This window comes from Citrobacter sp. GW821-FHT02E08 (genome assembly GCF_059421685.1).
In genome coordinates this window covers 403,113-416,157 of sequence record NZ_JBWKVL010000001.1, presented here as the reverse complement: position 1 = coordinate 416,157, position 13,045 = coordinate 403,113, and the positions used below count along the sequence as shown (strand labels likewise).

10 protein-coding genes are annotated in these 13,045 nt (G+C 49.0%); 2 read left to right on the top strand and 8 right to left on the bottom strand.

Annotation, left to right across the window (positions count from 1 at the left end):
* Positions 1-11: 11 nt before the first annotated feature.
* From arsA to arsR, 3 genes are read right to left on the bottom strand one after another with little or no spacing between them, the layout of a single operon-like run.
* Complete coding sequence (gene arsA / locus AC07UY_RS01990) at positions 12-1,763, bottom strand: arsenical pump-driving ATPase (RefSeq protein ID WP_494661348.1); 1,752 nt, start codon at positions 1,761-1,763, stop codon at positions 12-14.
* 17 nt (positions 1,764-1,780) lie between these two features.
* Positions 1,781-2,143 carry an arsenite efflux transporter metallochaperone ArsD gene (gene arsD / locus AC07UY_RS01985; RefSeq protein ID WP_494700656.1) on the bottom strand — a complete coding sequence of 121 codons (363 nt, stop codon included), beginning with the start codon at positions 2,141-2,143 and terminating at the stop codon, positions 1,781-1,783.
* Between the two features lie 46 nt (positions 2,144-2,189).
* The gene (gene arsR, locus AC07UY_RS01980) at positions 2,190-2,543 is read right to left on the bottom strand and encodes an As(III)-sensing metalloregulatory transcriptional repressor ArsR (protein ID WP_192613370.1); all 354 of its coding nucleotides are present in this window, start codon (positions 2,541-2,543) and stop codon (positions 2,190-2,192) included.
* A 421-nt stretch (positions 2,544-2,964) separates the two neighbouring features.
* On the opposite strand from arsR, the gene AC07UY_RS01975 reads away from it, so the two are divergent.
* Positions 2,965-3,798 (top strand): sugar phosphate isomerase/epimerase family protein, encoded by an 834-nt coding sequence (locus AC07UY_RS01975; protein WP_494661350.1) that lies wholly within the window; start codon positions 2,965-2,967, stop codon positions 3,796-3,798.
* A gap of 206 nt (positions 3,799-4,004) precedes the next feature.
* Here the strand turns inward: AC07UY_RS01975 and AC07UY_RS01970 are convergent, their stop codons facing one another.
* From AC07UY_RS01970 to mngA, 4 genes are all read right to left on the bottom strand, one after another.
* Positions 4,005-4,679: a LysR family substrate-binding domain-containing protein gene (locus AC07UY_RS01970; protein WP_494661351.1), complete on the bottom strand. Its 675-nt coding sequence runs from the start codon at positions 4,677-4,679 to the stop codon at positions 4,005-4,007.
* A 1-nt stretch (position 4,680) separates the two neighbouring features.
* Positions 4,681-5,826: a glycerate kinase gene (locus tag AC07UY_RS01965; RefSeq protein WP_494700655.1), complete on the bottom strand. Its 1,146-nt coding sequence runs from the start codon at positions 5,824-5,826 to the stop codon at positions 4,681-4,683.
* 47 nt (positions 5,827-5,873) lie between these two features.
* On the bottom strand, positions 5,874-8,513 hold the full coding sequence (gene mngB, locus AC07UY_RS01960) for a mannosylglycerate hydrolase (RefSeq protein WP_494700654.1): 2,640 nt from the start codon (positions 8,511-8,513) through the stop codon (positions 5,874-5,876).
* Positions 8,514-8,621: 108 nt separating this feature from the next.
* On the bottom strand, positions 8,622-10,559 hold the full coding sequence (gene mngA / locus AC07UY_RS01955; protein ID WP_494661360.1) for a PTS 2-O-a-mannosyl-D-glycerate transporter subunit IIABC: 1,938 nt from the start codon (positions 10,557-10,559) through the stop codon (positions 8,622-8,624).
* A 220-nt stretch (positions 10,560-10,779) separates the two neighbouring features.
* On the opposite strand from mngA, the gene AC07UY_RS01950 reads away from it, so the two are divergent.
* On the top strand, positions 10,780-11,502 hold the full coding sequence (locus tag AC07UY_RS01950) for a GntR family transcriptional regulator (protein ID WP_494661361.1): 723 nt from the start codon (positions 10,780-10,782) through the stop codon (positions 11,500-11,502).
* 316 nt (positions 11,503-11,818) lie between these two features.
* Here AC07UY_RS01950 and AC07UY_RS01945 read toward each other — a convergent pair whose 3' ends face one another.
* Complete coding sequence (locus tag AC07UY_RS01945; protein WP_494700653.1) at positions 11,819-12,970, bottom strand: DUF2920 family protein; 1,152 nt, start codon at positions 12,968-12,970, stop codon at positions 11,819-11,821.
* Between the last annotated feature and the right edge of the window lie 75 nt (positions 12,971-13,045).

Here is a 13,045-nt window from a genome sequence, read left to right as displayed (position 1 = left end):
TACGTAAAAAATTAACCTGCGAGTTGTTTGAGTTTTTCGATGCCCGTGGGCTCTGACGCCAGTAGCGGGACCAGCGCGACACGAGAGGCGTGCTGGTGTTTAACCGCCTCTATTTGCGGGAGTTCCTGTTGCGCACGCAGACGAAGCAACGGCGAACGGGTATCCGCAATGGAAAGGCTGTTATTGATAATCCAGCCCCAGGGATGAATCCCTGCACGTTCAAGGTCGGCCTGCAAATTTGCCGCCTCAAGCACGGGTGTGGTTTCCGGCAGCGTGACCAGTAACACTTTGGTTCGTTCCGGATCCTGAAGCTGCATCATTGGCGTGGTGAAATGGCCCTTATCGCCCATTTTCTTAGCAATTTCGCGGTGATACGCCCCGGTGGCATCCAGCAACAGTAGCGTATGCCCGGTGGGTGCCGTATCCATGACCACGAAGCGCTTACCCGCTTCACGAATCACCCGTGAAAAGGCCTGGAAGACCGCAATCTCTTCGGTACAAGGAGAGCGTAAATCTTCTTCCAGCAGGCGTTTCCCCGCGTCGTCCAGCGCTTTTCCCTTCGTCTCAAGGACATGCTGACGATAGCGTTCCGTTTCCTCGTGAGGATCGATCCTGCTGACCTGCAGATTGTTGAGACTGCCGTTAAGGGTTGTGCTGAGATGCGCCGCAGGGTCAGACGTTGTCAGATGGACATCAAATCCCCTGTCGGCCAGCCTGACGGCGATGGCTGCCGCCATCGTGGTTTTCCCTACACCGCCTTTGCCCATCAGCATGATCAGGCCATGTTCATTGCGAGCAATGTCATCAATCAATGCAGAAAGCGATGGAATTTCAGGGCGTTGCTGAATACTTTCTTCAGAAAATGATGCCGTCGCAGGCTGCGAGGTGAGAAGCCCTCTCAGTGCCGGTACGCCGACCATATTGACTGGTTGAAGGAATAACGTGTCCGTGGGGAGTGCCAACAAACCTGCGGGCAGATTAGCCAGCGCCTCCTGCTCTCGCCGTCCTATTGCAGCAGTCAATGTGTCGCTTACCGCTTCAGTTTCGGGCAGAACGCCGTTAATGACCAGAGACTGGTTCTTAAGGCCAATCGCCGCTAGTTCGTCATGCGTACGCGCAACTTCCTGCAACGTGGATTTTTGCAGTCGGGCGACCAGAACTAATCGGGTGCGTTTCGGATCAGAAAGCGCCTCAACGGCATGGGCATACTGTTCACGCTGCTTTTCCAGCCCCGCCATCGGGCCGAGACAGGACGCGCCATCGGGATTGCTTTCAATGAAACTGCTCCAGGCACCAGGCAACTGGAGTAGGCGAATAGTATGGCCGGTCGGTGCAGTATCAAAAATGATATGGTCAAACCGGGTCAGCAGAGAGGCGTCGGTCAGCAATCCGGTAAACTCGTCAAAAGCGGCAATCTCTGTCGTGCAGGCTCCCGAAAGCTGCTCATTGATGCTATTGACCACGTCTTCAGGCAGAAGACCTTTGATGGGATCAACGATTCTGGCCCGGTACTGTTGTGCAGCGGCTTGAGGATCAATCTCCAGTGCCGACAATCCAGGCACGGTGGCTATTGGCTGAATAGTATTGCCAATAGCCTGACCAAAGACCTGACCTACGTTTGAGGCCGGGTCGGTACTGACCAGCAGCACCCGTTTGCCCTGCTCCGCCAGACGAATTGCCGTGGCGCAGGAAATAGAGGTTTTACCCACGCCCCCCTTACCGGTAAAAAACAGGTAGGGAGGGATATTCTGTAAGAATTTCATCTGTCCTCCTGACATTTTCAACAACAGGACGTATCACCACCACAGCAACGTGTCGGTGCCAATCCCACCTTCTCCAGTGGAATACCAAACCAGCGAGCCAGTTCAGCGCGATTTGGGTAACGCCCGGCCATCACCGTTTCGCCATCCAGCAACAACAGCGGAAGCCCTTCAGCCCCGGAAGCTTCAAGAAATGCTTTCGCTTTCTCGTTTTGAACAAAACTCATCGGCTGTTGTGCCAGGTTGTAACGTTCGACCTGAACACCACGCCCTTTCAGCCATTGCACATCCGCAGAAAAATCGACCAGCACCTGATCAACATCTGTACCGCAGACGCCGGTGCTGCAACACAGCGCAGGGTCAAATACCGTTAACGTTTTCATTTCAACACCTCACATTCGAAAAATCATATATGTTCAGGCAAATTTTTTAGATGCAAACCGCTTTACCGCTGCCAGAACAGTTTGCCGATGCCAGCTTACGGGCGATGGCCTGAACGTCGTCCTGTTGGCTTAACCAGGCTTGCTCGATCACCTGAGCAGACCAGGAAGGAATATGTGGAGATAAGCGGTAATGAACCCATTTTCCCTGCTTACGATCCAGCAATAAACCGCTTTCCCGTAGCATTGCCAGATGGCGAGAGATCTTGGGCTGTGACTGATCCAGTGCCGTGCAGAGATCGCACACGCACAGTTCTCCCATCTCTCTGAGCAGCAAAACGATGCCCAGACGAGTTTCATCGGAGAGAGTTTTGAAGAGTTGTAGGGAAGTCAGAGACATCATTCCTCCTGTTCAATGTAAAGACAGGATACGCCGCTCAAAAATAAAATCAAACACACGTTCACTAAAACAGATATGAAAACCAACCTTCCCCATAGGTTCAGACATGTGGCATAGCGCTGACTCTGCGTATCAAGATAACCCGTGCTTTCCTTCCTGTGCTTTCAGCTCAGTTTATGGCCAAGGTACTGGCAGCCCCCCATGAGCAAAGACAGTATGGTGAAAGGCAGCATGGGTACCTCTCTTTAACCATCTTTAATGACTCTAAAGTGTCTGTTAAACCTGTGGCTATTCAGCGATGAAAACGGCTGATACCATTGCCATAGCATCAACATACAAGTATCCCCCCTTTCTTCACCTGTGGATAAAGACGCTAACGACATCACTGTCTGGCATTTTTCCATGGAACTTCAACGGAGTCGTTATGCGTAAATTGAACATTGGTGCCCGGGGACATGACCTCAGTGGGCAGACCCCGGCAGAAATGGTGGCCTTTTCCCGTGAACTGGGCATTGACGGCCTGCAGCTGGCAATCCACAAAAGCTGGGAAGAGGCATACAAAGCCCGCGATATTGAGACGATTGTCGGCAATATTAAGCAGATTCAGGAATCAGGAATTTCGGTGTTCCTGCTCGCCAGTTACTTCAACCCGGTCCATTCGAACACCTCATTTTTGGCCAGTGAGATAGAGCGCGCACGGTTCAATATCGACATGGGTCTGCGCTGCGGTATCGGGCTCATCGGCAGCGAAACGGGCTCTCTGAATGACGATGCATGGACATGGCATCCGGAAAACCACTCAGAACCTGCCTTTCAACACGTATTGGCCAGTTTCCAGCAGTTGCAGCCCAATCTGGAACATGCGCAATGTCGTTTCCTGGTTGAGCCTGTATACGATCATGTCATTTATGATGCCGACAGCCTGATGCGCCTGAATACTCAACTCGGCGAACACTTCTGTGTGACCTTCGATATTGCCAATTTGCTCAATGCTGACAATGCGGCGTCATGGGAGTCTATCTTCGAAGATTTCCTTAACCAGCACGGACCACGCATTCGTCTGTTCCACTTTAAAAATTTCGTCCTCGAAGGGGGGCAAAAAATCCCAGTTCGTCTGAATGAGGGTCTTATTGATTATGAGAAAGTGCTTACGATGCTGGCAAATCACGGACTCACTCAGGTCCCAATCATCGTTGAGGAGTTGCAGGGAGAAGCGCTGAGCGACAGCATAGCTTATCTGCGTCAACTGCAGTTTTGACCAGGCGGTATGCCGTGACGTAGTGGCTTCAGGAACAGAATCGAGTATCCAGGGTGTTGATAGCCATGAACAGTACTCGATTCTCCGGAAGGCGCGGTTGCCGTTGTATTCTGGTGTTCCAGGAAGATGGAGTCCATCCGCACGTTGGACAGAGGGCAGCAGCACTCGTTGCCCCCTGTCCACAAGGGGACGAGATGACGCAGGCACTAATTCAATGCGACCTTTTTCATCGTACTGAGGAAGTGTTGAATGTTGGGGTTGGTATTTTTTGATCGGTAAATTGCATAGATATAACAATTACAGTGAAAGTCCGAGATGGGCAGAAATGCAATATCCTGTCGATTATTATCAATGACGGTTTTGCCAACTAAGGTAACCCCCAGTCCAGCGGCCACGAAGGATAACGCGGAATGTATTTCTCTGGCTTTGTAGGAAATCACCGGGGACAACCCATTTTGTTTGATTTTTTCAACAACGGTATCTGAGAACTCGCTTTTTTGATTACCCGGAAAAGTAATAAATGGCGAGTTGCAAAAATCTTTCAGAGTTATAAATTTATTCCTTGTAAGATAATGATTCTTTGGTACGGCAGCAAATAACGGATCGATAAGAATCAACTCCCGACAAAAATCATTATCCACCTCCTGTTTTTGCTCCATGGCACGGACGAAACCTAAATCAATAACCTGCTCAGCTAATAACTCATATTGATTTGTGGAGAGTCCTTCCTTTAAATTAATATCAATATGTCCGAAGCTATTAGTAAACTGCTTTATGGTTTCTGGCAAAATATTGAAAATAAGCGAGCGAATTACGCCTATATTTAATGAGGTAGATTCAGAGTTGGTGGGGTGTGTTTTACGCCCCACCTGGCTGGTCAATCTACTTCTGGTGCATAGCGATACCCAGTTTCAGCATAGCAGCCACATTTTTGGCTGTACGTTGCAGGTTTGTACCAGCTTCCGATAGCACCTGGTCTAACGATTGGGGCGCACGTACAGTGCTAAATATCCCGTCGAAGTAATGCATTAGATCTTCGGATTCGGCCCCTAATGAGCCTGCAATGCCGATGACAGGAATGCCCAGATCCGCCGCTTTCTGTGCTATACCAAATGGTGTTTTTCCCTGGAGAGTTTGATTATCCATTTGCCCTTCTCCGGTAATCACCAGATTAGCTCCCTGGAGGACTTTATCTGCATCCAGTGTTTCTAATATCATCTCAATGCCGGGTTTAATCCTGGTCTTGAATATTAGCGATAGCCCAAGTGGTGTGCCACCTGCTGCGCCATAGCCTGGGCTATTTCTGTTATCTTTTCCTGTGAGCTTTTGCACCAGATGGGCAAAGTGATCTAAAGCTGCATCAAGGCGTACCACATCATCAGGGCCTGCCCCTTTTTGTGGTCCAAAAACATGGCTGGCACCAGTAACGCCTGTAAGATGATTTGTCACGTCACAGGCTATAACGAATTGTATTTGCGCACATCGCTTATCCACCTGACTTAGATCCAGGTGCGCGACTTCTGCGAGAGCCTGGCCGCCCCGGCAAATTTTCTCGCCATGTGAGTTGTAAAAAACCCCGCCCAGGGCCTCGACAATGCCAGCTCCAGCATCGTTAGTTGCGCTTCCGCCAAGACCAAGAAGAATTTTATTAACGCCCCTATCCAGGGCTTCTTTGATAAGCTGCCCAGTTCCAAAGGTTGAAGTTACTAGCGGATTACGGAGGTGAGGCGGGACTTTATCCAGCCCGGATGCTGCGGCGACCTCAATCAGCGCAGTTTTGCCGCCCTCTAATAATGCCCATTCGGCTTGTACCTGTTCACCCAGTGGCCCTTCAACCAGAGATAACATTTTCTGACCATTAAGTGCCTGCAAAAGGACTTCAACCGTTCCTTCACCGCCATCCGCTAGCGGCAAAAATTCGTAATGTGCATCAGGAAATATTGTGCTGAATCCTGCTTTAATATGCTGACAAACTTCCAAGGCAGAGAGCGATTCTTTAAACGAATCTGGTGCGATAACGACTTTCATTTTTGAGTAGTCCTACCCGCCCTGTAGGCGGGTTTCGTAGCAGAAATTTACAGGGTGAAGAGGAACGATTTAACCTGGCAGGGTTCCAGAGTGCCAAACGAGGTGGTTTCAACCGCTGATGTGCATACTTGCTCATCAAGCCGGGTTTCTTTCCATGACGTTACATCTCCCGTGAAAGAGACGTTATCCTGAATTGCCGTGTGTTCTGATGGATTGTAGACACGCAGAATAAGCGCCTGAGCATCTTCTGCTTTTTTTAGCGTACTCAGGACGGCCCCGGTTTTTGACTTACTCAGTAAGCTGTAGCTAAGCGGCCGGTTCTGCTCACCCACATTCAACTTCATCGCGTTATAAGGGATTTTGTTATAGCACTGAATGGGTGTCACATTATCGCGTGCCGCCGCCATAACGTTGGCATCGATATGATTACCCGTATAACCGTATAGCGAAAAATTACAGATAATTTTGCCACGTACCTGAGAATCGGGCGTAGGGATCTTGATACCCGAAGGGCGACCCGGACGTAGTAGCAGGTTCTCCTTACCCAGTACACCAACACCACGTAACAGGGTCAGCGCAAAAGTATCTTTCTCCCCATTACCTTTACTTGAAATGACTTCAAATTCGCGCAGGCCATTGGTCATGATGGCAAGGCCGCCTTGTGTATTTTCAAGTGCCGCAAAATTCATCAGTTGGTAAACAGGAACTGGAGCTTCTTTCCAGCCATCGTCTTCCCAGTTCGCCATTTCCGGATCGCTGGTTGGGCGAGTAATCGTGCCAAACTGGTTATCTGCCACGACGGTGCTGGAAATAAATGGTGTTGGGATTAGAACCCTGACTCGATGGTCATTCGCCTGATTATCCAGTTCCAGACTCACGTTAATATGGCGTGACCCTTGTTTCAGGGTGACCTGGTAACACACATCGATATAACCGTTCTGTCCAGCCCGGGTCTCACGCTCTGAAAGATCTTTGGGTAAATCCATGCATAAATTGATAGTAGCCAGAGACTGGAAGCCCTCATGCTTAATGTTTATATCGGCTGCAAATTGATCAGAGTAAAGCAACCATTCATGGCGGGATGGAGAATAGTCGTATTCATCACCATCGTCAGAACCATCTTCAATACGCAATACCTGGTCAAAGCAATACTGTGTCTCTTTATCAAAGATAGTAAGCGTACCGTTTGTATTAATAGCAATACGGTAAAATTCATTTTCCAGCAGGGGAGCCTTTTGTTCCGCCGTTTTCTGGCTCCCTTCTTTATTAGGCTGTATGTGCAAAGTAGTAAAGCCCATAGCCGGAACAGGGTGCTTTATCTGGATATCGTACTCAATGAAAGGATCATAATTTCCGTAGTGAACGATTTGACGATCAATCTTACCTGGATCGATGGTACGGCGGTCCCTGATGTAATAATCAACTGACTGACCATTCTCATCAAAGAGGCTGAATGTCTCCGCTCTGATGGTTATCGTGGTATTGATAACCTCGTCTCTGGCATAGGGGGAAAGATTAAACAGCGCCAGCTTATCGTAACCTTCCCCGGCAGGCATATGGTCAACAATCTTGCGTTTGTAGAAGTTAATCAGGTTGGTCGCCATGTCATCAGCCAGGATATAACGATTTAGGATTTCAGCATGAACCTTATCTGAACAACAACAGCCGATGGAGTCATGAGCATGATTTTTCATGCTTTCTTTCCACATTTTCTCAATAAGGCCGTGGTGGTATTCAAAACCAAGGGTCCAGGCAATAGAGGCTAACGGTTCAAGGATATTGACTATCTTGTTCTCTACCTCAGCATGGATAAGTTTGATGTCCATCCGCGTTGACGAAATAGTACGGTGGACACGCATGTACTTGCCGTCATTGAACTCACCTTTAACGATATCAAGTTGGTCACGCTGTGCTTCGACACGTTCAAATATCTCTTCGAAGCGGCTCATGATAAATTCTTTGTCCGGATAAATTTCCCGCAGTTTCGCCATAACGTCAAAAATGTCTTTCTGAATAGGCATCTGATCGTGGCCGTTGGGCAGCAGAATGTCTTTGGTCACTGACGCTTTTTCGAGCACCGGGAAATATTTATCAAGACGCGCTCTCAGTGCAGCTTCATCCAGCGGTAGATACTTGCCAATGGCATATCCCAGCGGCAGAACCTGGGCGGTTACGGCACTGCCGTCGTTAGACTGCCAGATAAACTCAGTTTTGTTTGTACCGTGACGTTCTGAACAACCCCGCCAGAACATCGTACGGGTAATGCCGAAGCCATTATATATAGCAGGCAGTTGTGAGCTCATTGAAAACGAATCAGGCAAATAGCCGATCTTCATGGGTTCACCCAGCGCCAGACAGTCACGCAGACCGTAAAGCATATTACGGACAATCGACTCACCAGAGACCTGCATGGTATCTGTCTGGGAATACCAGGGGCCGACGATCAGTTTGCCTGCCTGCACCAGCGCCCTGACACGCAATTTGTTTTCTGGCTTGATAGCAAAATAATCTTCAAGCACCGCAGTCTGGCCATCCAGAACGTAATATTTATAGTCAGGATCGTTTTCCAGACGCTCTATGATTTCTTCCATGTTGTTTACCAACAGGATACGGGACTCTTCAGTTGTGAAATACCATTCACGATCCCAGTGCATATGAGGAGTGATATGGACTCGAGTTGTTGTCATAACTTTTACCGTCTTAGGCTAAATTTGCCGTTAAAGTGTATTTTCTTCGCCTGTGCCGAATTGAGGGCTCGTAAGGTCTGGGGCCAATGTTCTGTTGAGTAATCAGGATTATTTCGGTGTTGCGGTGCTTATGGCGAATTTCCCTTTTTTAACCGCATGCGCTCTCCAGGCTACGAGTGTCAATGTGGAGAGCGTGGTACCTATTAGTGCAGCACCAAACCAGACGGCGGCGGCCATAAATGCGCCTATGCCTGCGTCATGTAATAAGAAGATGGAGAAGATCCCGGCTCCTGGCGTAGACAGCCCGATACCCGTTGCGCCAACGATGGCACCAGTGACAACTGAGCCTAAAAGGAATGATCCTATGACACGCACGGGATCCTCAATCGCCATTGGAATCGCCCCTTCCGTAATACCCGCGAGGCCCAGCAACCAGGTCGATTTACCTGTTTCGATTTCGAAATCTTTAAAGAGGCGCGGAGCCAGTAGTGTTGAAGTCGTCACGGTAAAAGCAGAAACCATTTTGACCGCGCCAAAGATGGCATAAGGCCCATAAACACCATTTGCCATGGCACCGAGGCAGAAGGCATAGGCGGCTTTGTTGACCGGACCACCAAGGTCGAAAGAAACAAAAAAGCCGATCACTGCACCCAGTAAAAGTGCGTTAGCGCCTGACAGGCTGTTTAACCACTCCGTCAGCCCGTGGTTTAACCAGGCGACAGGTTTACCAATGACAAATAACATCAGTGAACCTACAACCAGAGTGCCAATAACCGGGTAAAGGTAGAACGTGAGAAAACCATTGAAGGTTGGGCTCAGGCGAATATTTGTTTTCACCCAGCGCATCACATAACCGGCAATCAGGCCGCCAGCAACACCGCCCAGGAAGCCAGCCCCAATAAGGTTTGCTGCAATACCCGCAGCAAAACCCGGACCTAATGCTGGTTTATCTGCAAGAGAGTAGGCGGTATAGGCTGCCAGAACGGGCACCATTAACGTCCCCAGTAATCCCCCTCCCAGTTGGCGGTACATCCACAGCCATGACTCTTTTTCGCCATATAAATGCTGAAGATTGAACATTTGTGCCAGCAAGACAGCAACCGCCAGAACCGTCCCCCCTGCCACAATCAAAGGGACGGCGTAGGAGATCCCTGAAAGCAGCGCCTGTTTTAGCTCTGTTTTGAGTGGTAACTTTTTTGTTGGGCTGTCCGTTGCCAGTTTACGTTCGGCTCCAGAGCCTTTTTTACCTGATTCAACGGCCTCGAGCAGAATACGTTCTGCATGCTTAATGGGCTCTGCAACAGGCACCTCCACACGAGGAAGCCCTGTGAAGCGTTCAACTTCTTTGATTGCGACTTCAGCGGCAAAAATAACGGCGCAGGCACTGTTTAACTGGTCTGCTGTTAAACGATCTTCAATACCGTTAGCGCCCTGTTTTTCCACACAGACGTTATATCCCAGCTTATAGCCTGCTTTTTCAAGGTACTCCGCCGCCATATAGGTATGAGCAATACCTGCCGGGCAGGCGGTGACGCAAACGATAGTGGGTCTATTGGTATTTATAACCTCTTTTTTCGTCTCTTTTTTATCATGACCATCAAGTAAATCCATGACATGACTTACCTCGGTGGCATGTAACACGGCATTCCTGACATCATCATCTACGAGTGTTGTCGTGAGCGTCGTTAAAAGTTGCATGTGGGTTGAGCCCGCTTCAGCATCGGGGATGGCAAGAAGAAAAATAAGATTCACATCTTCTTCGTCTTCATCCACACCTTGCCATTTGAGCGATCTTTTTAAGGTGGCGACGGCAAATGCGGCGTCCTTTACAGCATTGGTTTTGCCATGAGGAACGGCCAGTCCTTCTCCCAGGGCAGTTGGTCCCTGCTGTTCACGCGCAAAAACAGCTTTCAGGTATGCTTCCTTATCATGCAGTTTTCCCTGCTGGTCCAGTTTGTCTGCGAGAGCCGTTATCGCCTCATCGCGATCTTCAAATGTCGTTTGTAGCGTTATCAGAGACGGATTGGTAAGAGAAGTCAGTTTCATCATTTGTCCCAGGTTCTCATTCAAATTATCACCATTACTAGTACAACGATGATACCTATGCCATCTATTCTAAACGTTGATAACGATCTCATTTGTACTATCATTTGTATTGATTTGGTATCATCAAAAGAAAGATGAAAGGCAATGATTGCTAAGGTATTGAAATTTAGTATCATCGATGAAGTGGTAAAACCTGTGCAAATTGATATAAGAGGTAATGATGGTCAGGCTGCCAATGTACCGACAGATTGCCAATGCAATCAGGGAAAAGATCAACTCCGGTGAGTACAAGGTTGGCGAAGCTCTTCCAACAGAAGAGCAGCTGCGTCAGACATTTTCAGTCAGTAGAGTGACTGTGCGGCAGGCTATCAAACTGCTGGTTGAGAACGAGGAGCTTGAAAGCGTGCAGGGTAGCGGTACCTATGTGAAAGCGAGCAAGGTTAACTACGAAATTAATCAGCAAACCAGTTTTTCAGAAAAATGGGATCACCTGAATAAGGTCACTCATAGCGATGTGATTGCTTTTGAAATACAGCCAGCGACCTTAACGATTGCGGAACACCTTAATATTGATGAGGGGGAGAGGGTTTACTTCATAAAGCGTGTGCGTTTTATTGATGATACGCCGATTACGGTGGAAGAAACCTGGATGCCGCTTAGTCTGTTCCCGGACCTGACCTACCAGATTATGCAAGGCTCAAAGTACAATTATATCGAAAACCAAAAGCACTATACCATCGTCAGAAGTGAGCAGGAAATCTCGCCCATACTCCCCCCAACAGAAACGGCAAATTTACTTAAGATCGACCCAACAATGCCGATTATCGAAAAAAAAACGAAAGGTTTTTTAGCCGATGAGACTGTTTTTGAATTCAGTAAAAATCATATCAGCCCAGTTGGGTATAAATTTACGTTAATAGCTAAAAGACGAAATCCTGACTAGCCAGAACGCAGCTAACTTGAGGTATTTGCATGAAATAATTGAGAGGCCTTGGCTGCCTGCTGTTTACGGGGAACCCAGAGACCAGCACGCGTTATCAAAACCGGTGTTTTTAATACTTCAAAATCCTTCAATTCCAGCATTCCCGCTAAAAAACTGGTAAGGCAGCCCGGCCAACCAGTACCACCGGCACTGCTTTCTAAGGCTGAACTGGGATGAGATATCCCCCTCTTGTGCAGCATGCCCCTGAATAAGATGAGACGATGCAGGGCTGGTAATGGATTGACAGGCTCTCATCACCAGCTTTATTGGGCACGGATCAGTCGAGTAAACAGCGCCTGGCCCGGATATCGCCATGGCGATAGTCAAATTCGTACCGATACTTTCCGGCGTGATAGATAACGTGCTCAGCGGCGGCGTATTTGAAAGGGCGGGCTATGGTGTGAAGCATCTCACAGCCGCGCTCGAAAAAGGTAAACATAGAAAGACCCATGCCATGATCGGTATTTTTGATGTAGCTACCATCAATGTCGCTGGCATCATAGATCAGCATTTCAACAGCCCAGCCCAGCTCCAGCATGGTCTGCGCCATTTCCACTTTAGCCGCCAGCGGGGCGATATTGCGATCTTCAGCAGAATGAACCATCAGACAGAAGGTCTGATTAGCCCCCTGACTGACCATCTGCTCCAGTTGTGAACGACTAAAACCCCGGATCAGAAATTCACTCGGACCGAAGTAATGGGGGTGCCCCGCGGTTTTGCGCCAGGGAGAATTTACGCTCATCGCCAGCGTCACCCGTTCGTTGGCCCCGGCGGAGTACTCACATGCCCCTATTTCGCGCCCGAAGACATAGGTAAGGTTAGGCTCAGCCCAGGAGGAGTTATCAAACAGCGCGCGAACCAAGCCTGGCCTGAGTTTATTCACCAATTGTGCAAGATATCCCCCGTAGGATGCGCCCACCAGTATGATGTTGTCACGATTGATCGGATAACGAGTCAGGACGTCGTTAATGGCAGCCACAATGTCCAGTGCGGCCATGATGCCAAAGTTTTGGTAGGAACCATCCGGTGGCGTCAACGAGGCGGTAAGCGTAAGAGGCACGTCTGGTTTGAGGGCGCAAACAGCCTTTAACACCTGTTCATCTGTGCCATAACGGGCAATTTTGAGCGGTAAATGCGCTTCGAGTTGACGACGGTCTTCAGGTTCAAACGTGACTTTGGCTCCGACCTGAGGACGTGAACGCATGCAAAAATATTCGATGCTCAGAGCCGCACAGCCGTGACGCCCGGCAACCTTTTCGCAGAAGGCCTGGGTATAACCACCAAGATCAGCACCAAAACCCGGTAAATAGACGACGAGCCCATTACTTCCCCGTTCGGGTTGGTAGATTCGATAAGGCACAGCGCGCTGGGGGCTCAGACCTAGCTCAAAATCGGGATAACCAGCAATGGTATGGTCAACGATAGTCATGATGATGTGCCACTCCTGCATCAGGGAAATCGTAACGTACTCAGCAAATTTGTGATTAGATCATTACTCGGTTGA